A 25,163-nucleotide genomic window follows, 5' to 3' on the forward strand; every position below is an offset into this window, starting at 1 on the left:
GGAATAGTGTTCCCCTCGAAATGAATGGCTGGCGATGAGCGATTCCCACACTACGGTACTTGCGCTATTAAAGTACTGCGCTTTGCCCGGAGTAGTTCAAAACTCAGCAAGAGCCGCAGCCCTGGAGGAGAAAGAGACGTGTCCACGCCTCGTAATTATCAAGAGAGCATCGAGCAATTACATCAAGAGGCGGAAGCGCTAGCCGAAGAAATGAGGCGCCCGGCCCCGGCTATAATCCGGGTTACGTTGCTGCCGTTCAGCATCGGTGCTGCGTTTGCCCTGACCACGTTTGCGGTCATCGCTTTTGCCGTAAAGCATGTTTGATTCTCTGTCGCTAAATCAAATCATCGGTGTGGTCCCCTGACGTACGCTACAAAGCTCCTGCCGCGCAACGTCTCGCAATCGCCGTCACCATGTGATTGCCCTCTGCCAGCCTCATTGGGACGGAGCTCGTTGTGGGCATAGAAAGGGCAATGTTGGACGCGAACAGCGTGCTGCCCTTTTTTCGGTGCCAGACCTCTTGTGTAGAGAGATATTGTCGTGCTATCACGCAGGGACGCTCAGTGCCCAGTTGACTTCCCATAGGGGGAAGGGCCTTGAATGGAGCTCAGCATGGATCGGCTGCGCCAATATACATTGATCATAAAAAGCCAAACACGCGCCGTTTTCGAATTGGGCGGTTTTGTCGTGCCTGAAATTTAATAAATGACACTTTAATTGCCCATTCCTTAGACAAAGTCTCCGCTCAAGCTTCACTGGCCACAGCCGAAAAACAACGCCGAGACTCATGCTTCAGTTATGTAAACAAACACTGATTTACGAGACCTCCTCTACCATCCTAAAACAGGGAAAAAGCATGGCAGTTATTAATGGAACGGCTGGCGCAGATGCATTAATTGGCACCACTGGGGATGATGAGATCAACGCTCTGGGTGGGAACGATGTAATCAAGGGCACCGCTGGTGCAGACAAAATCGATGGCGGTGCTGGTTTAGATACTGTTGACTACTCGGCATCTACTGAAGGTATCAGTATAGATTTGCGCCAGGGAGCTGGACTTGTTGGACGGGGTGGCGACGCAGAGGGGGATATTCTCACTGGCATCGAAACCGTCATAGGCTCTGCCTTCAATGACGTGATTTCCGCTGGCCCGTACACCGTAATCCCAACGGTACGGCTGGAAGGGGGGGCTGGCGACGACATCTACAATATCAATCTGGGGCTGACCCCCTACATCATCGAACAGGCCGGTGGCGGCAACGATGAAGTCCGTGTATCGGTGATCAATACCAACGGCACGGTCCTGGCGGCGAACGTCGAGCGACTGACCTATGTCGGCACTGGCGCATTCACCGGTTACGGCAATGAGAGCGACAACGTCATTACCGGTGGTTCAGGTAACGACACATTGTTCGGTGGCGCGGGAGCGGATCAGTTCATTGGCGGTGCCGGAACTGACGTAGCGGGTTATACCGACAGCAAGGAAGCGGTAAGCATCAACCTCAAGACGGGTGTGTATTCCGGGATCGCGGCAGGTGATACCTACACCGGTATCGAGGTGATCAGAGGATCGAATTTCAACGACACGTTCGTTGGCGATGGTAGCGGTATGGATTTCGACGGCGGTGCCGGAATCGACACGGTCGACTACTCGGGCTCGACTGCCGGGGTAAACGTCGATATCCGTAATGGGTGGGGAACCGCAGGCACGGGCGGAGATACCGAAGGCACTATTTTAGCGAATATCGAAACCGTCATAGGCTCTGCCTTCAATGACGTGATTTCCGCTGGCCCGTACACCGTAATCCCAACGGTACGGCTGGAAGGGGGGCTGGCGACGACATCTACAATATCAATCTGGGGCTGACCCCCTACATCATCGAACAGGCCGGTGGCGGCAACGATGAAGTCCGTGTATCGGTGATCAATACCAACGGCACGGTCCTGGCGGCGAACGTCGAGCGACTGACCTATGTCGGCACTGGCGCATTCACCGGTTACGGCAATGAGAGCGACAACGTCATTACCGGTGGTTCAGGTAACGACACATTGTTCGGTGGCGCGGGAGCGGATCAGTTCATTGGCGGTGCCGGTTATGACATAGCGGGTTATATCGACAGTAAAGAAGCTGTGACCATCAACCTCAAGACAGGCGTGCATACCGGGATCGCGGCAGGAGATACCTACACCGACATCGAGGCGATCAAGGGATCTAATTTCAACGACACGTTCATTGGCGATGGTAGCGGTATCGATTTTAACGGCGGTGCCGGGGTCGACACGGTCGACTATTCGGGCTCGACTGCCGGGGTAAACGTCAATATCCGTAGCGGGGTGGGAGCCGCAGGAACGGGCGGAGATGCCGAAGGCACCATCTTGGCGGAGGTCGAAACCGTCATAGGCTCTGCTTTCAACGACGTGTTCTCCGCGGGTCCGTACAGCATGGCCGTAGGGATACGGCTGGACGGGGGGGCTGGCGACGACGTCTACAACATCAACATGGGACAGACCCCCACCATCATCGAGCAGGCCGGTGGCGGCAACGATGAAGTCCGTGTATCGGTGATCAATACCAGCGGCACGGTCCTGGCGGCGAACGTCGAACGCCTGACCTATGTCGGCACTGGCGCATTCACCGGTTACGGCAATGAGAGCGACAACGTCATTACCGGTGGTTCAGGTAACGACACATTGTTCGGTGGCGCGGGAGCGGATCAGTTCATTGGCGGTGCCGGTTATGACATAGCGGGTTATATCGACAGTAAAGAAGCTGTGACCATCAACCTCAAGACAGGCGTGCATACCGGGATCGCGGCAGGAGATACCTACACCGACATCGAGGCGATCAAGGGATCTAATTTCAACGACACGTTCATTGGCGATGGTGGCGGTATCGATTTTAACGGCGGTGCCGGGGTCGACACGGTCGACTATTCGGGCTCGACTGCCGGGATAAACGTCAATATCCGTAGCGGGGTGGGAGCCGCAGGAACGGGCGGAGATGCCGAAGGCACCATCTTGGCGGAGGTCGAAACCGTCATAGGCTCTGCTTTCAACGACGTGTTCTCCGCGGGTCCGTACAGCATGGCCGTAGGGATACGGCTGGACGGGGGGGCTGGCGACGACGTCTACAACATCAACATGGGACAGACCCCCACCATCATCGAACAGGCCGGTGGCGGCAACGATGAAGTCCGTGTATCGGTGATCAATACCAGCGGCACGGTCCTGGCGGCGAACGTCGAACGCCTGACTTATGTCGGCACTGGCGCATTCACCGGTTACGGCAATGAGAGCGACAACGTCATTACCGGTGGTTCAGGTAACGACACACTGTACGGTGGCGCGGGCGCGGATCAGTTCATCGGCGGTGCCGGCATTGACGTAGCGGGTTATATCGACAGCAAAGAAGCTGTGAGCATCAACCTCAAGACGGGCGTGCATTCCGGGATCGCGGCAGGTGACACCTACACCGGTATCGAGGTGATCAGAGGATCGAATTTCAATGACATTTTCTATGGCGGTAGTTCGCCCATGGTGCACGACGGCGCGGGTGGCATCGATGTAGTCACTTATGAACAGGCTGACAGCGCGGTGACGATCGACCTGACCACCGGCACTAACACAGGGGAGGCTGCTGGTCATACTTACGCCAACATTGAAATGATTCAGGGCAGCAACTTCAACGACACGCTATCGGGCTCGGGTCTGAAGGACATCTTCATTGGCGGAGTCGGGGCAGATGTAATCGATGGTCGCGTAGGGCTGGACAGTGCTTTTTACATTACAAGCGCAACAGGCGTCTCGATCAACTTGCAGACTCAAATCAATCAAGGCGGCGATGCCGAAGGCGATGTATTGCTCAATATCGAACACGTGTTGGGCAGTCATTTCAATGATGTCTTGGTTGGAAATACGAGTGTCAATTATCTGGAGGGCGGCTTGGGCAACGACGTCATCGACGGCGGGGATGGCAATGATTTCCTCTATGGTGGGCTGACTTCGTGGATTGGGCCTTTTAATATCGATAGCTCGGCGAATGGGCCGCAGGCAGACATCCTGTACGGCGGCAACGGTAACGACACCATCGTCACGGCTGCCAATGACGAAGGTACTCAAGCTTACGGTGAGGCTGGAAGTGACACCATCACTGTGGCACATGGTATGGCTGATGGTGGGGACGGCAGCGACCTGCTGACAGGGACCGGCTTGGGCTTTTCACTGTTAGGAGGTCTGGGGGATGACAAACTGGTATTGCAGGGGGGCGGTTTTGCTAACGGTGGTGAGGGAGGCGATACCTACACCATCAATACTCCAACGTTAGTGACGATTCAGGACGACGGCATCAGCAGCGGCGACACATTGGTATTGTCCTATATCAGCAGCTCTGAACTGTTGGTTGATCGCATCGGTGATGACCTCTATCTACACCGATCAAGTTTCTCCTCAGGAGAGACACCGCAAGAAGGTGTGCGCCTCAAGGATTGGTATGCAGGTTATGACAACATCGAACAGATCCAGACGGCTGATATGCAGGTCGTCAGCCTGTCGGGCATTAAGGCGTTTGCCGATGATCTGTTTGCCTAAATAGCTAAGCCAGCATTTGAGTTTCGAATGCGTCGCTTTTGCCCGGTATTGCTTGAACCGGGCAAAAGTTTTCAACCCCGCCCGCTGAAGAGAAAATTACCGCCAAGGCCTCCACAAATCGCAGACCAAAAAAACCGGCCACCAAGAGCCGGTTTTTTAATCCCCCGTCAAAACCACCACGACGCAGGACCTGAATTCGATTGGAGCGGGTGAAGGGAATCGAACCCTCGTTATCAGCTTGGGAAGCTGGAGTAATGCCATTATACGACACCCGCTCAGAGCGGCTGACTTTGTACCAGATGTCGCCTTGGATTTGAAGTTTTTCTTTCCGGACGGTGAGGTTGTCCGTCTGCGCAAGCCTCAAAGCAGAGCGGTCTTCGCGGGCAAGCCTCGTTGTCGGAGGCTCGCCCGCGATGACTTTTCAGATAGCCAGTGCATGGTAGTCCTGCACATAGCTGTAGCGCGGTCGGCTTTCGTGGCGGGTCGGCTTGAGGAAGCCCAGCAACGCGTCGCGGCTGTCGCGGCAGGCGGCTTTGTGTTCCATGTCCAGGAAGTGCCCGGTGGCTTGCAGCGTGGTGAAGGTGCTGTGCTGGACGTGGTCGGCAAAGAGCCTGGCGTCGGTGGCCGAGGTGTATTCGTCCCATTCACCGTTCAGGAACAGCACCGGAACGTTGACCTTCTTGGCGGCGTTGACGTAGCACTGCTGGTCGCTGTGCAGCACGTCGCTGATGTGGAAGTGCATCTGCCCGTATTCGTGCTCGGCCAGGCTGCTGACGTGGCGATAGTTGAAGCGCTTGAACAATGGCGGCAGGTGCTTGCCGATGGTGTTGTTGACCAAGTGGCCGACACGGTCGCCGTCCAGGCTGCTCAAGTAATCCACACCGCGTTCGAGGTAGTCGCGCATCGGCGCGTTGAGCACCGGTGAGAACGAACTGATCACGGCTTTTTCGATGCGCCGTGGCCGTTGCGCCAGGGCACTCAGCGTGGCGGCGCCGCCCCAGGAAAACGACAGCACATGCTCGGCGGCGAAGTGGTCGATCAATTCCAGGAGAATCTGACCTTCGATTTCCTTCGTGAGCATTTTCTCGTGGCGGTTGTGGGCCTTGGACTTGCCCGCGTAGGGCTGGTCGTACAACACAACGTTGAATTGCGGGTAGAGGTTTTTCGCGGTCTGAGCAAACGACGCGGTGGTGGCCATCGAGCCGTTGACCAGGATAATGGTCTTTTGCGCGGCGTCTGCGCGATAGAACTCCGTGTAAACCCGATACTGACCCTGTATATCCAGCACAGCGATTTCTGGCCTCATGTCATAAGACTCCTGGCAAGCGGGTATGCGCGCAATGAGATTGCACGGGCAATGTGACAGGTAGGCATTCGCCTGGAAGATAAGGCCCATGTCGATCCATGACAGCCGGTCGACGGGTGTTGTTATAGCGGGCAGTTTGCCGACGCATGAGGCGGAACCTGAGGGCTCCAGCCGGCAAAAAGTTTCTTAGAGGTATGGTGTGACTCGTCGGTCACATTTCGGCCGACGGTTTGATTCAAGCAGGGGGCCGGCGGTTGCGCAAGTGCTCATTGGAAATTGTTCGACACTTCTGCCCAGCGGTCATTTCCTTCAGATCAGGCAGATTTCTTCCGGGCCCAGGGCGCGATATCCCCCGGGCTCCAGATGGGCGTCCAGTACCAGCGGGCCCATCCGTTCGCGATGCAGACGCAGCACTTTATTGTTGAAGTGACCGAACATGCGCTTAACCTGATGGTAGCGCCCTTCAACGATGCTCAACCGTGCGGACGTCGGTCCTAGCAGCGTCAGTTCCGCCGGTTGGGTGGTGAGGTCCTCGAACGCGAAATACAGGCCTTGGGCGAAGGTGACGGCGTACTCGGCGGTGATGGTTTGTTCGGTCTCGACGTAGTAGACCTTCGGCAGCTTGGTCTGCGGTTGGGTCAGGCGCCGCGACCAACTGCCGTCATTGGTGATCAGCATCAGCCCGGTGGTGTTGAAATCCAGGCGACCGGCGATGTGCAGGTCATCCTTGTCCGGTTCGTCGAGCAAGTCGAGCACGGTACGGTGCTGCGGATCGCGTGTGGCGCTGACGCAGCCGGGCGGCTTGTGCAGCATGAAATACCGCGCCGGTCGCCCTGCTTGGAGCACTTCGTCATCCACCTCGACGCGGCTGAATTCGCGCACGTGTGCCTGTGGATCGATGACGGTCTGGCCGTCGATCCGTACGCGACGTTCCACTAACAAGAAGCGGACCTGTTGGCGGTTGAACCGCGGCAGATTGCTGAGGAATCGGTCAACGCGCATGGGCAGTACGGGCTAGGAGGCGGAGGGCCGGCATCTTACGTGATCGGTCGGGGCTTGGCGCGCAGTTGGTCATCCACGCGGGCGCACCGTGGGCACAGGCAGGATTTGTCGCGCAGCTCGGCCGGCAATGCCTGGAGCACCGCCGGGTCGATGCTCACGCCGTAGCACCAGCAGGCGCGATCGGCGGTTTCCGGGTCGGCGAGGGCGCAGTCATTGACGGCACCGCAGGCCGGACAGAGGTCAGGTTTATTCATAGCTGGAGTGAGGCATTTCCACGCAGGTTCGATTGCTCCCGGTCTGTCGGGCGCGCTGCAGCGCATGATCGGCCCGGGACAGCAGGCTGTGCAAGGTGTCTTGATCCTGCAGGGTGGTGACGCCGATGCTGATGGTGACCCGCAATTGTTTTCCGCTGCAAAAATAGCGCTGCTGCTCGATGCGCTGGCGAATCTTCTCGGCGATCTTCAGACCGTTCTGGCCGTCGGTGTCCTTGAGCAGCAGGGCGAAAGCATCGGTGCTCCAGCGGCAGATAATGTCCGAATGTCGCAGGTTATCGGTCAGGTCACGGGCGAGGCCGGTCAACAATTGATCGCTGGCGATGTGGCCATGGGTGGTGTCCAGTTGCTTGAAGTTGTCCACCTCCAGCAACAGGGCGCTCAAGGGCTTGGGCTCGCGCTGGGCTTCGTGCAGGGCTTGCACCGCCAGCAGGTCGAAACCCCGGCGATTCGGCAGTTCGGTCAGGCCGTCGAGAATGGCTTGGGCGTCGATCCGGCGCTGGTAGCTGGCAATCAACCGATAGAGCACCACAAGGGCGGCCGCTGTCACCAGCACGCCGATCAGCAGATTGAGGTAAAGCGCCTTGAGGGCATTGTCCCGCAGCGAGGTGTTGGCGGCGTAATAGCCCAGCAATGAAGTCACCAGGAAGCCGGCACAGAGCAAAATGGTCAACAGCAGCAATGGTGAGCGAGGGGAATACAACGGCGAGCGAAGCGACATGGCGATTCCCTTGAAGTGACCCAATGGAATCAGTTTAGTGGCCTTGCGGAAAAAGGTATCTGGATTTGCAGTTTGTGGACGCTGTGGTGAGCGAGTGTGCTCTCCCACCACAGGTTCACCGCTATTTCTGACTGCGCAGGTAAGTTCGCCAACCTCCCAGGTGACTGATGTCCTGCGCGCCGTCCAGGCCATACGGCTCGCAAATGAAACCGCTTTCCCAGCGGCCGTCGGCCAGTTGCACCTTGCCCAGCCCAAGCGGCGCGGGAATACCAGTCAGGAACGAGCCCAATTCACTGCTCGGCAGTTCCCAGACTTCCACTTCAATCGCCACGCCACCCTCGTCGACGCGAAGCATGCCGGGACGCAATGGTGGGCCGCCGGCCAGGGCATAGAGGCGGTAATCCGGCGAGCTGAGGGTCGTCTCGATCAGATGCGCGCCACGCTGCGTGAGTTGCCCGTTCAGTGCCAACCCATCCAGATGCGCGCCGCACACCACCAATCGAGCCCGATCATGGCGCGCCGGATGGGCGGGTGTTGGCAGGCCAGGCAGTTGCTGTCGTTGCAAGGCGTCAGCCACGCCCAGCAGGTATTGATCGGTGAAAGCCCGGCCGAACAGCGTGACGCCCCAAGGCAGACCATTGGCCATGAAAGCGCTGGGCACGGCGACGGCGGCGTAGTCCAGCAGGTTCATGAAGTTGGTGTAGTAACCCAGCTCCGCGTTGCGCAGCAGCGGTTCGGCAGCGAGTTCGGCGAGCGTCACCGGGCGCCCGATGGTCGGGGTGAGCACGCAATCGAGGGCTTCCATCGCGCGGTCGCATCGGGCCTTGAGCGCTTGCAGACGGTACTGGGCGCGGAAGGTTTCGACACCCGTCACCGTAGGCGCTTTCGCCAAGACGGCGCGGATCACCGGCAACACCGCGTCGGGTTCGCGCTCGATCAATTCCCCGGCGATGCTGTAGCGTTCGGCGACCCAGGGCCCCTCGTAGAGCAAGCGTGCGGCTTCGAGGAAGGGCGACAGGTCCAGCTCGACGGCTTCGCCGCCCAGGCGTTCGAGGCGCTCGATGGCTTCGCGGAACAACCGTGGGCCTTCGTCACAGCCGAAAAATTCGAGGTCTTGCCAACGGGGCACGCCGAAGCGAAAGCGTCGTGGCGCGCCGAACGCCGAGCCGTCGTTCCATTGCGGGTTGCGGCGGCTGTATTCGTCGCGCGGGTCGAGGTGTGCAGTCAGTGCCAATAGCTGGCTGGCTTCCCTCGCCGTCGCGGTGAACGTGGTCACGCAATCCAGCGTTCGGCAGGCCGGCACTACGCCTGCGGTGGAAATCAAACCTTTGGTGGCTTTCAGTCCGACCAGATTGTTCAACGCCGCAGGCACCCGACCGGAGCCTGCGGTGTCGGTGCCCAAGGCAAAACTTGTCAGACCCAGGGCCACCGCCAGCGGCGAGCCGGCACTCGAGCCACCCGACGGATAATCCGCCAGCACGCTGTTGCGACAGGCACCGTAGGGGGTGCGGGTGCCGTTGAGCCCGGTGGCGAATTGATCGAGGTTGGTCTTGCCCAGGGGAACAGCCCCCAGCGCCAGCAACTGCTCGACCACCGTCGCCGAACGTTTTGGCACGTAGGCAAACGCCGGGCAGGCGGCGGTGGTGGGAATGCCGGCCAGGTCAATGTTGTCCTTGATCGCAAACGGCACGCCATACAGCGGGAGGCTTTCCGGGGCGGCGCCTTCCAATGCTGTCAGGAAGGGTTCCAGCTCCTCGGGCGACAGCAGGTGGATGAACAGGTGATAGTCCGGGTTGAGCGCAGCGGCTTTTTCCCGCAGGGCAAGCAGCAGTTTGCGCGGTGTGATATTGCCGTTGCGGTAGGCGTCGCGCAGGTTGTCCAGGCGCAGAGAGAGGTTCATCGCATTAATCCCTTGATTGAGTTCAGTCACGTTCCAGCACCACGACACGCTGTCCGGCGCGCACCGCCGAACCGGGTTGGACGCGCACCTCGCGAACCACGCCGGCCATCGGCGCAAGCACCGGGATCTCCATCTTCATGGACTCCAGGATCACCAACACGTCACCGGCGGCGACCCGCGTGCCCACTTCTATCTGGACTTGCCATAGATTGCCGGCGATGTGGCTGTCGACGCTCAATTGGTCCTCGCCCAGCAACGTCTCTTCGCTCGGCGCGGGTGTCGGTTCCTCGCTGTCGAAATGCGCCTGGCCGCTGGCGATCCAACGCTCGCGCTCGGCCTTGAAGGCTTGTTGTTGCTGCTGACGAAACGCGGCGATGCTGTCCGCTTCCCGGGCCAGGAAACCCCGATAGTCGGCGAGGTTGAGCTGGCTGTATTCGATGTTCAGGTCGAAGCGGCCCAAGGGGAAATCCCGCCGGATGCGCAACAGTTCATCGGCGCTGACCGGATAGAAGCGGATCTGGTCGAAGAACCGCAGCAGCCAAGGCTTGCCGTCAAACGCGGCAACATCCCGATAACGATTCCACATCTGCAACGTGCGCCCGACGAACTGATAGCCGCCCGGACCTTCCATGCCGTACACGCACATATAGGCGCCGCCGATGCCCACCGAGTTTTCCGCGGTCCAGGTCCGGGCCGGGTTGTATTTGGTGGTCACCAGCCGATGCCGTGGGTCGAGCGGCGTGGCGACCGGCGCCCCGAGGTAGACGTCCCCTAGGCCCATCACCAGATAGCTCGCGTCGAATACCGTGCGTTGCACTTCGTCGAGGTTGGGCAGGTCGTTGATGCGCCGGATAAACTCCAGATTGCTTGGGCACCAAGGGGCGTCCTTGCGCACGGTGGTCATGTATTTTTCGATGGCCAATTGGCAGGCCGGGTCGTCCCAGGACAGCGGCAGGCGGACGATGCGCGAGGGTACTTGCAGGTCTTGCGCAGCGCACACGGCATCCCACTCACCGGCGACGATAGCCAACAAATCGGCCAGCGGCAGTTGCTCGGGCTGGTAGTGCACTTGCAGCGAGCGAATGCCCGGCGTCAGGTCGATCACACCGTGCAGGTGCTTTTGTTCCAGGGCCTGCATCAAGGCGTGGGCGCGGAAACGCAGCACCAGGTCCAGTTCGGGGGCGCCGATTTCCAGCAGCAGGTGGGTGTCGCCAGCCAGGCGAGCGACCAGGCGGGTATCGTCCTGGCCGATATCCAACACCACGGGTGACACCAATGTTTGTGTATCCCCAAAACCTGTGGCGAGGGAGCTTGCTCCCGCTGGGTCGCGCAGCGGCCCCAACTTTTCAGTGGTCGGCGTGCAGTCTGGCGAGCGCTGCGCACTCGAGCGGGAGCAAGCTCCCTCGCCACGGGGGAAGTCTGTTACCAATGATCGGGCGGTCGAGATATCCACCGGCACGAACCGCACCTTGTCCCCCGCCTTGAGCTGTCCCAACTGCCACAGGTCCGCCTCGATCACCGTCACCGGGCAGACGAAGCCTCCCAGGCTGGGGCCGTCGGGGCCGAGGATGACGGGCATGTCGCCGGTGAAATCCACGGCGCCGATGGCATACGGGTTGTCGTGAATGTTGGAGGCGTGCAGGCCTGCTTCGCCGCCGTCGGCCCGGACCCATTCCGGCTTCGGCCCGATCAGCCGCACGCCGGTTCGGCTGGAGTTGAAATGCACTTCCCATGAGGTGTCGAAGAACGTCTGGATGTAGCGTTCGGTGAAATATTCCGGCGCGCCATGCGGGCCGTAGATCACGCGGATCTGCCGCACTGGGGGCAACATGAGCGGCGGCGCGTCGATTGACGGCAACGCGGCACGCTCATCCAAAGCAGCCAGGTGCAGCACATCGCCGGTGCACAACGCCCGTCCGCCGTGGCCGCCGAACTGGCCGAGGGTGAAGGTACTTTTGCTGCCCAGGTAATCCGGCACTTGCAAGCCACCTTGCAGGCACAGATAGCTGCGCGCCCCGGCGCCGCTGATGGTGCCCAGGGCGAGGGTGGATCCGGCGGCGATCGACAGCGGAGTGTTCATCGGCACCGCTTCGCCGTCCAGGGCCAGGGCAATTTGCGCACCGGTCACCGTCACCCGGGCGTTGCAGTTGAAGCGCAGCAAAGGTCCGCTCATGGTGATCTCCAGCGCCGCCGCACCTTCGTCATTGCCCAGTAGTCGATTGCCCAAGCGGAGCGAGCGGCTGTCCATCGGTCCCGACGGCGGTACGCCCACCGCCCAATAGCCGAGGCGGCCAGGGTAATCCTGGACGCTGGTCTGGGTGCCGGGGCTGAGCACCTCGAACGTGTTGGCGCGGTAGGCCAGGGTCTCCAGGCAACGCGTCCAGGGCTGGCCGGTTGCGAAGGGCGCGTAGAGGAGAATCTGCTGCAAGTAGGTGCGGTTGGTTTCGACGCCGTATAGCAGACAGTCTTCCAACGCTTGATGCAGGCCCTTGCGCGCCTGCTCGCGGGTCGGGGCCCAGCGAATCACCTTGGCGATCATCGGATCGAAGTAGGGCGGGATCTGACAGCCTGCCTCGACCCACGTGTCGATGCGCAGTGCCTTGCCGTCGGCCTGAGGAAACGCCACCGCCGTGAGCAGCCCTGGGCTTGGCTGGAAATCCCGACCCGGATCCTCGGCATACAGGCGCGCCTGGATCGCGTGGCCGCAGGCTTTCAAACCCAGGCTCAGTTCGCTCAGTGGCGGCAGCTCACCGGCGGCCAATTGCACCATCCAGCGCACCAGGTCGACGTCCCAGACCTGCTCGGTGACGCCATGCTCAACTTGCAGCCGCGTGTTCACCTCCAGGAAGTAGAAGCGCCCGGCGTCACTGTCGTAGACGAACTCCACGGTGCCCGCGCTGCGGTAGTTCACCGCCCGGGCCAGTTTGATCGCCGCCGCGCAGAGTTCCTCGGCCATGCCTTCGGGCAGGTTGGGTGCCGGGGTTTCCTCAAGGACTTTCTGGTTGCGCCGTTGCACCGAGCAATCGCGCACGCCCAGGGCGATCACTTGGCCCTGGCCGTCGCCGAAAACTTGCACCTCCAGGTGACGAGCCCGTTCGATGTACTTCTCGATGAACACGCTCGGCGTCGCTGAAGTTGTTCTGCCCGAGGCGTTTGACCGCTTCGAAGGATTCGCTCAACTCGGCGGCGCTACGGCACACGCGCATGCCGATTCCGCCGCCGCCCGCCGTGCTTTTGAGCATGACCGGGTAACCGACCTGTGTTCCGGCCAGCAGCGCGGTGTCGAGGCTGTCGAGCAATTCAGTGCCTTCAAGCAGCGGCACGCCGTGCTGGCGGGCGAGGTCTCGTGCGGTGTGCTTGAGACCGAACACGCGCAGTTGCTCCGGTGTCGGCCCGATGAAGGCAATATTCGCGGCCTCGCAGGCTTCGGCGAAAGCGGCGTTTTCCGAGAGGAAGCCGTAGCCGGGATGAATCGCCGTCGCGCCGCTGCTCTTGGCAATCGCCAGCAGCTTATCCACCGCCAGGTACGTACCGGCCGCCGCGCCTTCGCCCAGGCAGTGGGCTTCGTCGGCCTGGAGGATGTGCAGGCTGGCAGCGTCGGCTTGGGAGTACACCGCGACGCCCTGGACATTCAATTCGCGCAACGTCCGCAGGATGCGGCAGGCGATGGCTCCACGGTTGGCGATGAGGATTTTTTCGAACATGGCATTGCCCCCTCAGGCATACGTGCTGCCTGAACTGGGATGCGGGCCGTCCCGCAGTTTTCGATGGCCAACGGGGTCGTCCCCGTGAGCGAAATAATCAACCTTAAAAACACCGCTGAACCTTGTGGGAGCGGGCTTGCTCGCGAAGTCGGTGTGTCAGTCAACATCAATGTCTCTGTCGGACCGCTTTCGCGAGCAAGCCCGCTCCCACATTGGATTGCGGGTGTCTGGTAAACGTTATTTGATGCACTGCCCCGACCGGCTCTGGCACAACGCGAACAACCAGCGGCGCAGGCGCACGAATTTCAGTTCCATATCAGAAGCTCCGCTGGCGTGGGGTTGTAGGCGTTGCACGGGTTATTCAACTGCGGGCAGTTGGAGATCAAGACGATCACGTCAATCTCGGCCCGCAGGTCGACGTATTTGCCCGGCGCCGAGATCCCGTCTTCGAACGTCAGGCCGCCATTGGCGGTGACCGGCACGTTCATGAAGAAGTTGATGTTCGGCCCGATGTCGCCCTTGCCCAGCCGACCGTCGTGGGCGCAGGCCCGCAGGTAGTTGTCGCGGCAGCTGTGCATGTGGCGTTTTTCCAGGGCGTAGCGCACGGTGTTGCTTTCCTGGGCGCAGGCGCCGCCGAGGGTGTCGTGACGCCCGCAGGTGTCTTCGACGATGGTCAGCATCGGCCGGCCGAGGTTGGAATACAGCACGCTCCCGGTGCCCAGGTAAACGCTGTTCTGCCGGCGCAAGGTGCGCTGCACGTCATAGCGTTCCCTGGGGTTGGCCAGGCTGTAGAACAGCGTATCGACCGCCTGGTTGCCCTCCAGGTCGAGGATGCGCAAGGTCTGGCCGGCCTTGACTTCGGTCAGCCAAGGTTCGCCGGCAGGAATCGTGGCGCGGTAGATGGCGGTCTCGGGTTGTTTGTGTGCAGTGGCGATGGCGAGTGACATGGCGACGATCCTCAGGCGAACAGGCGGTCGGTGTTGATGAAGCCGCGCTGGTTTTCCGGGCGCGATTGGCGGCAATGTTCGGCGACGCTGGGGGTGGCGTTCATCCAACTGAGCTTGAGCGGTTGCGGGGCGTATTGCGGGTTCGGGTCCATCGGGTGTTGTAGCGCGGTCAGCACTACCAAGGTGTCCATCGGCGCGTACAGCTCGATGTAATCGCCAGCTTTGGAATTGCCCTCCACGAAGTGAAAATGGCCGGCCGCGTCGACGTCGACCCGGCTGAACAAGTTGAGGGTCATCAGCAGGTCGGACAGGCCCAACCCCCATTTGCCCAGCTCCACCAGCAGGTTGTCGGTGCCGTTGCGAAAGAAGCCGTTGCGCAGCTCCTGATAACGACCCTGACCGTATTTCTCAGCGACCTCTTCGGCGCAGAGCACACCGCCAAAACTGTCGCTCCAACCACAGGTGTCAGCGGTGATCGCCGCCAGCACTCGCCCCATGTCCGAATACAGGCAATGGCCGGCGGTGAGCTTGGCGGTGTGTTGGCATTTGAGGCTGTCGGGCAGGTTCAGGCGTTCGGTTTTTTCGTTGGCGTTGAGCAGTGTCAGGCTCACGTTGGCGCCACCGCGCAGATCGGTCAGGCGCAGCAGTTGGCCGCGCTTGAGCACGAACGAGCGATGGCCGCCACCGGGCAGCAGTTCTTCGGCGAAGGGGGGGAACAGCTGGATCGAATCGGTCATGGAAAAACTCCTTTCAAGCGATACGCAACGTGCCGGCCAATTCGGCGGGCAGGGCGTCGACGGCGGCACGGGCGGTGCGGCGGTCGCTGTTCAATGGAATGTCGTAGGTGATGCGTGCACCGTAGGCGCCAGGTGCGTGGGGATCGACGCGCACCTTGTCAAACACCAGCAGGCGCGTGCCGAGGCTGAAGCCTTCGGACAGGTCATGGGTGACCATGAACACCGTCAGTTGGGTCTCGCGCCACAGCGCCAGCAACAAGGCATGCATGTCTTTGCGGATACCCGGGTCGAGGGCGCCGAAGGGCTCATCCAGCAGCAGGACTCGGGGCTTCATGATCAGCGCCTGGGCAATCGCCAATCGCTGCTGCATGCCGCCGGAAAGCTGCGCCGGGTATTTGTCCAACGCGTGGCCCAGGCCGACCTTGTCCAACAATTGCGCAGCCTCTTCGCGAGCCTGGCGCTTGGCACTGCCGAACAGACGGCCCAGCAACGGTGAACGCGGCAACTCCAGGCCCAGGGCGACGTTGTCCAGCACCGTGAGGTGTGGGAACACCGAGTAGCGCTGGAACACCACGCCCCGGCTGGCGTCTGGTTCGCCGGCCAAGGGTTCGCCATCCAGCAGGATTTGTCCGCGACTGGTGCGCTCCTGGCCGAGCAACAAGCGCAAGAAGGTCGACTTGCCGCAACCCGACGCGCCCACCAGTGTGCAGAACTCACCCTCGGCGACGTTCAGGTTCAAGCGTTCCAGCACGACCTGATCGTCGTATTGCTGCCAGACGTTGTTTACCTTGATGAAGCTCATGCTCTCGCCCCCCTCGTACCAAGGGAACGCTCGAAGGGTCAGGCGCTTGAGCCCCCAGTCCATCAGCCAGGCGAGCAGCGTGATCCACACCACGTACGGCAGGATCACGTCCATCGCCAGGTAACGACGCACGAGGAAAATCCGATACCCGAGCCCATCGGTGGAGGCGATGGCTTCGGCGGCAATCAGGAACAGCCAGGCCGAACCCAGCATCAATCTCAGCGAGATCAGCAAGCGTGGCAGCAGTTGCGGCAGCACCACGCGCAGCATCAGCGTCCAGGTCGAGGCGCCGAGGGTCTGGGCCTTGATCAGCAGTTCGGACGGGATCTCCCGGGCGCGCTGTTCCAGATCCCGCGCCAGGCACGGCGTGATGCCGATCACGATGAGCATCACTTTCGACAGTTCCCCCAAGCCGAAGACGATGAACAGGATCGGCAGGATCGCCAGGGGCGGCACCATCGAGACCACGGTAAGCAACGGCGACAACGGCGCGCCGAACAGCGGTAGCGTGCCGGCGGCGATGCCCAGGCACAGCCCGGCCAGGGCGCTGATGCCCAGGCCAATGGCCAACCGGCGTAGGCTCGACGCGGTGTCTTGCCAGAGCAGGTAGTCGCCACTGCGGGCATCGGCGGTGAAGGCCAGGCGTTTCACTGCATCGATCATCTGCCCGGCGCTGGGCAGCAGCTTGTCGTTGGGGTTTTCTGTCAGTCGTTCGGCCGAGCCCATGAAATAGGCGAACAGCACCAGCGCGAATGGCAGGATGACCAGCAGCAAGCGGCTGGGGCGATCCGGGTAGCGGTTGATCAGGCGCATGCCAGGTCCTCCGGTCTACAGCTTGGCGTCGGCGGCCAGCTGTACGTAGGTGGGGTCGAAGCGCAGCTTGAGGTTGGCCTTGTCGCCGCGGGTCACGCCATTGGCGAATGCCATGCCGACCGCGTTCGTGTCCTTGGCGCCTTCGCCCAGCAAGCCGTGCTTGAACGAGAACTCGGCCACCTTGCCCATGGTGGCGGGCAGTTGATCGCTGGTGGCGAAGCCCAGCGCTTCCTGGGGCGTGGCGAACAGCTTGGTGGTGTCCAGTTGCGCCTGGAAACCCTTGAGGTCGGTACCCGAGGCCTTGGCCATGTGTTCCAGCGCAGCGTTGGCGGCGGCATTCCTGGCGTTCATCAGCGCCACCACTTCGAACCAGGCGCCGGTCAAGGCCTTGCCCAGGGCGGGGTTGTCCTGGAGGGTCTGGGTGTTGACCACCATCATGTCCATGATCTCGCCAGGCACCTGGCTGGAGTTGAACACTTCGCTCACGCCTGGCTGCGCCTTGATGTCCGAGAGCATCGGGTTCCAGGTGGTGACGGCCTTGACCTGGTCGGTGTTGAAGGCGGCGGAAATGTCGGCATCGGAGGTGTTGACGACTTTCAGGTCTTTCTCGGCGAGGCCGACCGAATCCAGCGCGCGGGCCAGCAGGTAATGAGACACCGACAGCTCCACCAGATTGACGTCCATGCCCTTGAGGTCGGCGACTTTCTTGCCGTCGCCCTTGAGGACGATGCCATCGTTACCGTTGGAGAAATCACTGACGATCAGCGCGGTGCTGTCTACGCCACCGGCGGCGGGGATGGTCAGGGCGTCCATGTTGGTCATGGTGCAGCCGTCGAACTGACCAGCGGTGTACTGGTTGATGGATTCGACGTAGTCGTTGAGCTGTACGACATCGATGGTGATGCCGTATTTTTTCGCCCATTTGTCGACGATGCCTTGGCTGCCGGCGTATTCCCAGGGCATCCAGCCGGCGTAAATGGTCCAGCACACGCTGAAGTGATCTTTTTGCGCGGCGACGCAAGAGAAGCTCATGAGGGCCGAGAGAGCGGCGAGGAGCAGGGCGGACAGACGAAGCTTGAACATGGTGGTTCTCCAGTTGATCAAGGGCGGACAGGAGCAACGCGGCACCGCGAACGGTGGCTTGTCTCCCGGGCTTTTGTCCCGCCGTGTAACCTCAACTGGAGGTCGCCAACTCTCGGACCAGCCACTCGCCAGAGGCGAGCCGGAACCCTAGTCAGCCATTGCAAATTGTGGTGCCGCGAACCTGTGATGACTCCTGCACGGGGATTGTTAAAGCGAGAGCCGTGCCAATTCAGGCAAAGGCCCATGCCAGAGCGGGCGAGCGTCGGAGAGGGATGATTGAGGGCGGATTTGTGCTTGCTTGTGGTGCCATGGCGCACCGGAAGAGGGCGACGAGTGACATGTTTCCAGTTGTTGCCATGTCGCACCAGATTCCGATTTTGCTGTCTGAATATTCGTCAGTCACACAACGTTGACTGCCGCCCATCAGCGTCGCTGATGCGGCCCATTCGCGGTCCAGGAGGCCGCCATGTATCGACGACTGCTCCTCATTGCATTTCTTGGTCTGACTCTTTCGGCATGCGTGCCTTACTACGACGGAGACTCGAGCTATTACCGTTCAGAGGTCTACACCTCGCCAGGGCCGGCCTATTACAGCGGAGGATATTATTCGGCACCGCGTGGCTATTACGCACCGCGGTATTACCAACCGGCGCCACGCTATTACTCGGCACCGCGTTACTACCAGCAAGGCCCACGCTATTACTCGCCGCCGCGTGCATACCGGTCTTATCCGGATCGTGGCGGCTGGGGCGGCCGTGACCGGGGTGGTTGGAATGACGACCGGGGCGGTCGAGGCGGGCGAGATCATTGGGGACACGGCGATCGTGATCGCGGACATGGTGGTCGCGATGGACGGGGCAACCACCGCTGATCCCAGGGCAACAAAAAAGCGGCGCATTGAGCGCCGCTTTTTTTGTGCCTGGCATAAACCCGCCCTGTGGGAGCGAGCTTGCTCGCGATGGCGTCGGGTCAGCCAATATCGATGTGTCTGGCATGCCTCTATCGCGAGCAAGCTCGCTCCCACAGGAATCTTCTAGCTCGGCTATTCATTGGACAAATCCGCCAACGGATGCCGCCCCTCCCACACCTTGTGGAAATGCGCCTCCACTGCCGCTTCGGGCACATGATTGATGTCCGGCCAGTGCCAACGAGGCTTGTGGTCCTTGTCGATCAACCGTGCCCGCACGCCTTCGCTGAACTCCGGATGGCGGCAGCAGTTGAGGCTCAGGGTGTATTCCATGCGGAACACACCGGCCAAGGACAAATGCCGCGCTCGGGCGATTTGCTCCCAGACCAGGTGCGCCGTCAGCGGTGAGCCTTCGGCCATGGTCTTGGCTGCCCGGGCGATCAGCGGATCGGGATGGTCCACCAGCAAGCTCAGGGCTTTCCAGGCGCAGCGCACATCGCTGACATCCAGCCATTCGTCGATCTTCTCCCGGCGGGGCAGCCATTGGGCTTCGGGCAGTTGGGGGAGGGCTTCTTGCTGCAAGGCCTTGAGCAGGCTGTTGAGCTGCATCTCGGTCTGCTCCTGCCAGTTGAGTTGCAGCAGGCCCTCGATCAGGTCGTCCTGTTGCCCATCGAGCAGGAAACGGTCGGCCAGGCCAAGGTCGATGGCGTCGCGGGCATTCATGTGGGCACCGGTCAGGCCGAGGAACAGCCCGAGCTTGCCCGGCAGGCGCGACAGGAACCAACTGGCGCCGACATCCGGATACAGGCCGATGCTGATCTCCGGCATTGCCAGGCGACTGCTCGGCGTGACGATCCGCGTGCTTGCGCCTTGCAGCAAACCCATGCCGCCGCCCAGCACATAGCCGTGCCCCCAGCACAGCAGCGGCTTGGGGTAGGTGTGCAGGTTGAAATCCAGGCGGTACTCCGCCGCGAAGAATTGCGCGGCCAGCGGTGGCACCTCACCGGGATGAGCCCGGCAAGCTTCTACCAGGCTGCGCACTTCACCACCGGCACAGAACGCCTTGGCGCCGTTGCCGCGCAGCAGGACACAGACGACCTGCGGCTCCCTGGCCCAGGCATCCAGGCGATCATGCAGGGCGTTGATCATCGGCAGCGTCAGGGCATTCAGGGATTTTTCCGCATCCAGGGTGGCGATGCCGAGCCGCGCACCATTGATACCCGTAAGTTCTTCGAAGTGCAGATTCATCGTGACCTCGATCAGAAAATTGAATGATCAGTATGACTGCTGTGGGGGAAAGTGCCGGATCCGCGTCAGATCAATTGACAAGCCCTGTAGGCTTTCCTAGGGTGCGCCCATTGTTTTTAACGGGTGTGCCCATGACTTCTGACGACCGTATCAAACTCGAACCGAGCTGGAAGCAGGCACTGCGTGCCGAATTCGACCAGCCCTACATGGCAGAGTTGCGCGAGTTCCTGCGCAGTGAATACGCGGCCGGCAAGGAGATCTATCCGCCCGCGCCGTTGATCTTCAACGCGCTCAATTCCACGCCGCTGGACAAGGTCAAGGTCGTGATCCTTGGCCAGGATCCGTATCACGGTCCAGGCCAGGCACATGGCTTGTGCTTTTCGGTGCAGCCGGGCGTGCCGACACCACCCTCGCTGGTGAACATCTACAAGGAGTTGAAGCGCGACCTGAACATCGACATTCCCAGCCACGGCTACCTGCAAAGCTGGGCCGACCAGGGTGTGTTGCTGCTCAACACGACCCTGACCGTGGAGCGCGCCAATGCCAACGCCCACGCCAAGAAAGGTTGGCAGCACTTTACCGACAGGGTTATCGAGGTGGTCAGCGAACACCAGCCTCACCTGGTGTTCCTGTTGTGGGGCGCCCATGCCCAGAGCAAGCAGAAGCTGATCGATGCGACCAAGCACTTGGTGCTGACCTCGGTGCATCCGTCACCGCTGTCGGCCCATCGGGGATTCATCGGCTGCGGGCATTTCAGCCGGACCAACAAGTTCCTCGAGCAACATGGCGAGAAGCCGATCGAATGGCGGTTGCCGCCGGTTTGATGCGCTAATCGGGCTGGCCCCTTCGCGAGCAAGCTCGCTCCCACACTGGATCTTCAGTGGCCGCCCGATTTTTGTACGCCGCGAGTTCTCTGTGGGAGCGGGCTTGCTCGCGAAGGGGGCAACTCGGTCTACAAGTCCGAACCCGGCCTGCGCATCCAATACCTGAACAACGGCTCCGCCAGAAACAGCACGAATAACAGCCGCATCACCTGCAACGCCGTGACCAACGGAACCGACAATTGCAGCGTTTCCGCCGTCAGGCTCATTTCCGCGATGCCACCGGGCATCATGCCCAGTGTCAGCGAACGCAAGTCCAGTTGGGTCAAGGTGCTCAGGCCCAGGGCCGCAAGCGTTGCGATCAGCATCGTCAATACCGTGCCAACCAGTGTGCGTCCCATGAACGACGGTGCCCGACGGAAGAACTGCCGGTTGAAATGGCAACCCAATCCGCTGCCGATCAACCACTGGCCGACCTGGCTGGCGCCGTGGGGCAGGCCGATGTGCAGATCCCAGCCAATGCTCACCGCTGCGCTGACCAACAACGGACCGAACAGCCATGGGTTGGGTTGGCGCAAGCGTTCCCAGATCCAGGCGAGCAGGGCGCCTGCCGGAAACAGGATCGCCAGCCACAACCAGTCCACCGTCGTGGCGTGTTGCACCGGGGTTCCATCGCCCAGCAGATACTTGAATGCGGCCGGCACGCACAACACCACCACCAGGACCCGCAGGCTCTGGCCCGCGGCAACATGGCTGAGCATCGCACCGTTGCGGGCGCCAAGGTTGACCATTTCGCCGGAGCCGCCCGGCATGCTGGAGAAGAAAGCGGTGGCGCGGTCTTCGCCGGTGCGACGCATCAGCCAGACACTCACCACGCTGGACACGCTGGTGATCAGCGCGCCGAAGAAAATCAGGCCGAAGTGGTTCAGGACTTGTTCCATCACCACTGGCGTAAAGTGCAAACCGATGCCGATGCCCACCACCCATTGGCCGCATTTGCGGCCGCCGGGAATTTCCATCAATTGCCACGGTGTGAGGCAGCGCACCAGGATGATCGCCAACAGCGAGCCGACCATCCAGGGCAAGGGCCAGCCGATCAGGCTGGCCAGATAACCGCCGGCCAGACCGACCAGCGGTGTTCCCCACCAATGTCTGAAAGTAGTTGCCTCAGACATTGGCCAGGGCACGACGCTGGGCACTGCGACGACGCCAGATTCGCAGCAGGGGCATGAACAACATGATCGCCGTCAGGATCCAGCAACCGAACGTGATCGGGCTCGACCAGAGGATTTCCAGCGCGCCGTTGGAGATCGATAGCGCACGGCGCAGGTTCTGCTCCATCAGCCCGCCGAGGATAAAGCCCAGCAGGACCGGCGACAGCGGGAACTCCAGCTTGCGCAGGATATAGCCGAAGATGCCGATACCGATCATCAGGAACAGGTCGAATGTGGTGGCGTGCACCGCATAGACACCGATGCCGGTGATGATGGCGATGACCGGCACCAGCGCCCAGTTCGGCACGGCCAGGATGCGGGTGAAGATGCGGATCATCGGGATGTTGAGGATCACCAGCATGACGTTGGCGACGAACAACGAGGCGATCAGGCCCCAGACGATATCCGGTTGCTGCTGGAACAGCAGCGGGCCAGGGGTGATGTTGTACAGCGACAGCGCGCCGATCATCACCGCCGTGGTGCCCGAGCCAGGAACGCCGAGGGTCAGCATCGGCACCAGCGCACCACAGGCAGCGCCGCCAATGGCGGTCTCCGGTGCCGCGAGGCCGCGCCTGTCGCCCTGGCCAAATGTGCCACTTGCACCGGCGATACGTTTTTCGGTCATGTAGGCCACGGCACTGGCCAGCGTCGCACCGGCGCCCGGCAATACGCCCATGATGAAGCCCAGCAAGCCACAGCGCAGGTTGACGACGAATACCGACGCCGCTTCCTTGAAGTTGAACATCATTCGCCCGGTGGCCTTTACCGCTTCCTGGCCACGGTGGGTTTTTTCCAGCAGCAACAGGATCTCGCTGATGGAGAACAGGCCCAGCACCAGCACGACGAACTGGATGCCGTCGGTCAGGTGAATGTTATCGCCGGTGAAGCGGTAGACACCGCTGTTGGCATCGATCCCGACACTGGAGAGGAACAGGCCGATCAGCGCCGCGACGAAGGTCTTGAGCGGACGATCACCGGCCATGCCGCCCAGGCAGACGATGGCGAACACCATCAGGACGAAATATTCCGCCGGCCCGAAGGCAATCGCCCATTTGGCCAGCAACGGTGCGAACAACACCATGCCGCAGGTGGCGATGAGCGCGCCGATGAACGAACTCCACGCCGACAGCGACAACGCCACCCCGGCCAGGCCCTGGCGAGCCATCGGGTAGCCGTCGAGGGTGGTCATCACGGTGGAGGCTTCGCCCGGGATATTGAGCAGGATCGAGCTGATACGCCCGCCGTATTCGCAACCCAGGTACACCGCCGCCAGCAGGATCAACGCCGACTCCGGCGGCAGCCCCAGTGCGAAGGCAATCGGGATCAACAGCGCCACGCCGTTGATCGGGCCCAGGCCCGGCAGCAGGCCGACCACGGTGCCGATCAGCGTGCCGGCTAGGGCCGTGACCAGGTTATAGGGGGTCAATGCAACGCCAAAACCCTGGCCGAGATAATTCAGGGTATCCATATCAATTCTCCAGGACGTCGAGCAGGCCCAAGGGCAGCGGCACGTCCATCAGCTTGTCGAACAACAGATAAAGACCAATGGCCATCAGGCTGATGATCACCACGCTCGGCACCCAGCGACCGCCGTACAGCCGCGCCATCGGCACCCCGATGAGAATGCTGGAGAGGATGAACCCCAGGGGTTCGAAGGTTCCGGCGAAGACCAGCAGCAGCACCACGCAGATGCCGATTTTCTGCAGGGTTTCGCGGTCCAGCTGTGGGTCTTCATCGCTGTGCACGATGGGCGCGGGACGGAACACCATGTACAGCAGCGCCAAACCCATCAGCCCCAGCATCAGCAAGGGGAAGGCGCGCGGGCCGACCGGCTCGTAGGAAAAAGGTGCCTGGTACGGCCAGGCCATCAGCGCCAGGCCGATGCACGCCAGCAGCAACACCGAGGCAAAAATACGTTGGATGGTGAGCATGACAAACTCCTGGGTGGCGCCGAGTTCAGCTCAGCGCCACCACGAGAACAGAGGCGATTACTGAATCAGGCCGAACTCTTTGGCCAGCACCTTGTAGTCGGCTACCTGCTTTTTCACATAGGCGTCCAGCTCCGGGCCGGTCATGGCGAACGGGAACAGTTCGCGCTGATCGCGCAGCTTGGCGAACTCTTCGGAGGCCAGCAGTTTGTCGAAGGCGTTTTTCCACCAGGCGTATTCTTCATCGGTGACTTTCGGGCCGAGGTAGAAGCCACGTACCACCGGCCAGCGGATGTCGTAGCCCTGTTCCACGGCGGTCGGAATGTCTTTCATTTCCGGCTCGTCCAGGCGTTTGTCGGAGAACACGGCCAACAGACGCATGTCGCCACTCAGGATGTGTGGCATGGAGTCGGAGATGTCGGTACTGCCCACTTGGATATGACCGCCAAGCAGCGCGGTGGCGATTTCGCCGCCGCCTTCAAGGGCCACATAGCGCAGTTTGCGCGGGTCGATACCGGCGGCCTTGGCGATCAAAGCGGTCTGCATCCAGTCCTGGCTACCGACTGTGCCGCCGGAACCGATGACCACCGAGCCCGGGTCTTTCTTCAGCGCCTGTACCAGGTCGTCGAGATTCTTGTAGGGCGAATCGCTTTTCACGGCAATGGCGCCGTAGCTGGTGCCGACTGCAGCGAGCCAGCGCACGTTGGTTTCATCAAAACGGCCGAACTTGCCTTGCGCCAGGTTCAACAACGAACCGCTGGACCAGGCCACCAACGTGCCGGCGTCGGCCGGACGCTGGGCCACCACCGCGTTGTAGGCCACCGCGCCGACACCACCGGGCATGTAGGTCACACGCATTGGCTTGGTCAGCAGTTTTTCGTTGACCAGTGCGCTTTGCGCCAATTTGCAGGTCAAGTCGAAACCGCCACCCGGAGCGGCGGGTGCGATGCATTCCGGGCGCTTGGGTTCTTTGGAGGCGTCAGCGGCGAGCAACGGCCCCGCGAACACGAGGCATCCGACGGCCAGGGCTACTTTACGCAGTGATAGGTTCATTTTTGTCTCCACAGGAGTTGTTGTTGTGTGTTGCAAAAAATAGGGCCGAGGCCGGGCGAGGTTGGTCGGCACCGGCATTCACGGGTACGGCAGATCGCGCTGCGCGGATGCATCCTGA

General features: G+C 61.2%; 19 protein-coding genes, 1 tRNA gene, 3 pseudogenes and 1 riboswitch. Of the genes and pseudogenes, 5 read left to right on the forward strand and 18 right to left on the reverse strand.

Translation table 11 applies throughout. The features are described 5' to 3' along the window. Positions 1-138: 138 nt before the first annotated feature. The 3 genes from AB4N42_RS10535 to AB4N42_RS10545 all read left to right on the forward strand — a co-directional run bounded on the left by AB4N42_RS10535 (position 139) and on the right by AB4N42_RS10545 (position 4,587). Positions 139-324: a hypothetical protein gene (locus AB4N42_RS10535; protein ID WP_460116151.1), complete on the forward strand. Its 186-nt coding sequence runs from the start codon at positions 139-141 to the stop codon at positions 322-324. 532 nt (positions 325-856) lie between these two features. After that, complete coding sequence (locus AB4N42_RS10540) at positions 857-1,867, forward strand: calcium-binding protein (RefSeq protein ID WP_460116152.1); 1,011 nt, start codon at positions 857-859, stop codon at positions 1,865-1,867. Positions 1,868-1,920: 53 nt separating this feature from the next. Continuing rightward, positions 1,921-4,587, forward strand: a complete 2,667-nt coding sequence (locus AB4N42_RS10545) for a beta strand repeat-containing protein (protein WP_460116153.1) — start codon at positions 1,921-1,923, stop codon at positions 4,585-4,587. 201 nt (positions 4,588-4,788) lie between these two features. Here the strand turns inward: AB4N42_RS10545 and AB4N42_RS10550 are convergent. The 13 genes and pseudogenes from AB4N42_RS10550 to AB4N42_RS10610 all read right to left on the reverse strand — a co-directional run bounded on the left by AB4N42_RS10550 (position 4,789) and on the right by AB4N42_RS10610 (position 17,874). Then, a tRNA-Gly gene (locus tag AB4N42_RS10550) sits at positions 4,789-4,862 on the reverse strand. Between the two features lie 146 nt (positions 4,863-5,008). Continuing rightward, complete coding sequence (locus AB4N42_RS10555; protein WP_030138315.1) at positions 5,009-5,893, reverse strand: alpha/beta fold hydrolase; 885 nt, start codon at positions 5,891-5,893, stop codon at positions 5,009-5,011. A 309-nt stretch (positions 5,894-6,202) separates the two neighbouring features. After that, entirely contained in the window at positions 6,203-6,895 is a 693-nt protein-coding gene (locus tag AB4N42_RS10560) for a pseudouridine synthase (RefSeq protein WP_460116154.1), read from the reverse strand. 35 nt (positions 6,896-6,930) lie between these two features. Beyond that, on the reverse strand, positions 6,931-7,149 hold the full coding sequence (locus tag AB4N42_RS10565; RefSeq protein WP_460116155.1) for a cysteine-rich CWC family protein: 219 nt from the start codon (positions 7,147-7,149) through the stop codon (positions 6,931-6,933). Next, positions 7,142-7,798, reverse strand: a pseudogene (locus tag AB4N42_RS10570) (GGDEF domain-containing protein); the annotation flags it as partial. The gene AB4N42_RS10565 and the pseudogene AB4N42_RS10570, both read right to left, overlap by 8 nt. A gap of 211 nt (positions 7,799-8,009) precedes the next feature. Beyond that, on the reverse strand, positions 8,010-9,788 hold the full coding sequence (gene atzF / locus AB4N42_RS10575; RefSeq protein WP_460116156.1) for an allophanate hydrolase: 1,779 nt from the start codon (positions 9,786-9,788) through the stop codon (positions 8,010-8,012). Between the two features lie 22 nt (positions 9,789-9,810). Then, positions 9,811-12,858, reverse strand: a pseudogene (uca, locus tag AB4N42_RS10580) (urea carboxylase); the annotation flags it as partial. Further along, positions 12,776-13,492: a biotin carboxylase N-terminal domain-containing protein gene (locus AB4N42_RS10585; protein WP_460116157.1), complete on the reverse strand. Its 717-nt coding sequence runs from the start codon at positions 13,490-13,492 to the stop codon at positions 12,776-12,778. The pseudogene uca and the gene AB4N42_RS10585, both read right to left, overlap by 83 nt. Before the next feature lie 305 nt (positions 13,493-13,797). Then, positions 13,798-14,439, reverse strand: coding sequence for an urea amidolyase associated protein UAAP2 (locus tag AB4N42_RS10590; protein WP_460116158.1), 642 nt, complete (start codon positions 14,437-14,439; stop codon positions 13,798-13,800). Positions 14,440-14,450: 11 nt separating this feature from the next. Beyond that, on the reverse strand, positions 14,451-15,176 hold the full coding sequence (locus AB4N42_RS10595; protein ID WP_217860144.1) for an urea amidolyase associated protein UAAP1: 726 nt from the start codon (positions 15,174-15,176) through the stop codon (positions 14,451-14,453). Between the two features lie 13 nt (positions 15,177-15,189). Further along, complete coding sequence (locus AB4N42_RS10600; protein ID WP_407683913.1) at positions 15,190-15,978, reverse strand: ABC transporter ATP-binding protein; 789 nt, start codon at positions 15,976-15,978, stop codon at positions 15,190-15,192. Then, positions 15,979-16,791 (reverse strand): annotated as a pseudogene (locus tag AB4N42_RS10605) (ABC transporter permease); the annotation flags it as partial. It lies immediately after the preceding gene. 15 nt (positions 16,792-16,806) lie between these two features. Further along, the gene (locus tag AB4N42_RS10610) at positions 16,807-17,874 is read right to left on the reverse strand and encodes a putative urea ABC transporter substrate-binding protein (protein WP_460116159.1); all 1,068 of its coding nucleotides are present in this window, start codon (positions 17,872-17,874) and stop codon (positions 16,807-16,809) included. Positions 17,875-17,934: 60 nt separating this feature from the next. After that, positions 17,935-18,036: riboswitch (guanidine-I (ykkC/yxkD leader) on the reverse strand. 304 nt (positions 18,037-18,340) lie between these two features. Here AB4N42_RS10610 and AB4N42_RS10615 point away from each other — a divergent pair. Then, positions 18,341-18,745, forward strand: coding sequence for a hypothetical protein (locus AB4N42_RS10615; protein WP_030138305.1), 405 nt, complete (start codon positions 18,341-18,343; stop codon positions 18,743-18,745). Between the two features lie 171 nt (positions 18,746-18,916). Here the strand turns inward: AB4N42_RS10615 and AB4N42_RS10620 are convergent, their stop codons facing one another. Next, positions 18,917-20,029, reverse strand: a complete 1,113-nt coding sequence (locus AB4N42_RS10620) for an enoyl-CoA hydratase/isomerase family protein (RefSeq protein WP_460116160.1) — start codon at positions 20,027-20,029, stop codon at positions 18,917-18,919. A gap of 131 nt (positions 20,030-20,160) precedes the next feature. On the opposite strand from AB4N42_RS10620, the gene ung reads away from it, so the two are divergent. Further along, on the forward strand, positions 20,161-20,853 hold the full coding sequence (ung, locus tag AB4N42_RS10625; protein WP_460116161.1) for a uracil-DNA glycosylase: 693 nt from the start codon (positions 20,161-20,163) through the stop codon (positions 20,851-20,853). 128 nt (positions 20,854-20,981) lie between these two features. Here ung and AB4N42_RS10630 read toward each other — a convergent pair whose 3' ends face one another. From AB4N42_RS10630 to AB4N42_RS10645, 4 genes are read right to left on the reverse strand one after another with little or no spacing between them, the layout of a single operon-like run. Then, positions 20,982-22,025: an AbrB family transcriptional regulator gene (locus AB4N42_RS10630; protein ID WP_460116162.1), complete on the reverse strand. Its 1,044-nt coding sequence runs from the start codon at positions 22,023-22,025 to the stop codon at positions 20,982-20,984. Next, positions 22,018-23,532 (reverse strand): tripartite tricarboxylate transporter permease, encoded by a 1,515-nt coding sequence (locus tag AB4N42_RS10635; protein ID WP_460116163.1) that lies wholly within the window; start codon positions 23,530-23,532, stop codon positions 22,018-22,020. Before AB4N42_RS10635 ends, AB4N42_RS10630 begins: the two co-directional genes overlap by 8 nt. Position 23,533: 1 nt before the next feature. Next, positions 23,534-23,995 carry a tripartite tricarboxylate transporter TctB family protein gene (locus tag AB4N42_RS10640; protein WP_030138300.1) on the reverse strand — a complete coding sequence of 154 codons (462 nt, stop codon included), beginning with the start codon at positions 23,993-23,995 and terminating at the stop codon, positions 23,534-23,536. A gap of 57 nt (positions 23,996-24,052) precedes the next feature. After that, positions 24,053-25,045, reverse strand: coding sequence for a Bug family tripartite tricarboxylate transporter substrate binding protein (locus AB4N42_RS10645; RefSeq protein ID WP_030138299.1), 993 nt, complete (start codon positions 25,043-25,045; stop codon positions 24,053-24,055). Positions 25,046-25,163 lie beyond the last annotated feature (118 nt).

Source organism: Pseudomonas sp. H2_D02 (assembly GCF_054677635.1).

What these genes read in the sequence shown, in the direction of transcription:
- AB4N42_RS10540 (WP_460116152.1), top strand. Translation starts at nt 857, where the DNA reads ATGGCAGTTATTAATGGAACGGCTGGCGCAGATGCATTAATTGGCACC.
- AB4N42_RS10555 (WP_030138315.1), bottom strand. Translation starts at nt 5,893, where the DNA reads ATGAGGCCAGAAATCGCTGTGCTGGATATACAGGGTCAGTATCGGGTT.
- AB4N42_RS10560 (WP_460116154.1), bottom strand. Translation starts at nt 6,895, where the DNA reads ATGCGCGTTGACCGATTCCTCAGCAATCTGCCGCGGTTCAACCGCCAA.
- AB4N42_RS10565 (WP_460116155.1), bottom strand. Translation starts at nt 7,149, where the DNA reads ATGAATAAACCTGACCTCTGTCCGGCCTGCGGTGCCGTCAATGACTGC.
- atzF (WP_460116156.1), bottom strand. Translation starts at nt 9,788, where the DNA reads ATGAACCTCTCTCTGCGCCTGGACAACCTGCGCGACGCCTACCGCAAC.
- AB4N42_RS10585 (WP_460116157.1), bottom strand. Translation starts at nt 13,492, where the DNA reads ATGTTCGAAAAAATCCTCATCGCCAACCGTGGAGCCATCGCCTGCCGC.
- AB4N42_RS10590 (WP_460116158.1), bottom strand. Translation starts at nt 14,439, where the DNA reads ATGTCACTCGCCATCGCCACTGCACACAAACAACCCGAGACCGCCATC.
- AB4N42_RS10595 (WP_217860144.1), bottom strand. Translation starts at nt 15,176, where the DNA reads ATGACCGATTCGATCCAGCTGTTCCCCCCCTTCGCCGAAGAACTGCTG.
- AB4N42_RS10600 (WP_407683913.1), bottom strand. Translation starts at nt 15,978, where the DNA reads ATGAGCTTCATCAAGGTAAACAACGTCTGGCAGCAATACGACGATCAG.
- AB4N42_RS10610 (WP_460116159.1), bottom strand. Translation starts at nt 17,874, where the DNA reads ATGTTCAAGCTTCGTCTGTCCGCCCTGCTCCTCGCCGCTCTCTCGGCC.
- AB4N42_RS10615 (WP_030138305.1), top strand. Translation starts at nt 18,341, where the DNA reads ATGTATCGACGACTGCTCCTCATTGCATTTCTTGGTCTGACTCTTTCG.
- AB4N42_RS10620 (WP_460116160.1), bottom strand. Translation starts at nt 20,029, where the DNA reads ATGAATCTGCACTTCGAAGAACTTACGGGTATCAATGGTGCGCGGCTC.
- ung (WP_460116161.1), top strand. Translation starts at nt 20,161, where the DNA reads ATGACTTCTGACGACCGTATCAAACTCGAACCGAGCTGGAAGCAGGCA.
- AB4N42_RS10630 (WP_460116162.1), bottom strand. Translation starts at nt 22,025, where the DNA reads ATGTCTGAGGCAACTACTTTCAGACATTGGTGGGGAACACCGCTGGTC.
- AB4N42_RS10635 (WP_460116163.1), bottom strand. Translation starts at nt 23,532, where the DNA reads ATGGATACCCTGAATTATCTCGGCCAGGGTTTTGGCGTTGCATTGACC.
- AB4N42_RS10640 (WP_030138300.1), bottom strand. Translation starts at nt 23,995, where the DNA reads ATGCTCACCATCCAACGTATTTTTGCCTCGGTGTTGCTGCTGGCGTGC.
- AB4N42_RS10645 (WP_030138299.1), bottom strand. Translation starts at nt 25,045, where the DNA reads ATGAACCTATCACTGCGTAAAGTAGCCCTGGCCGTCGGATGCCTCGTG.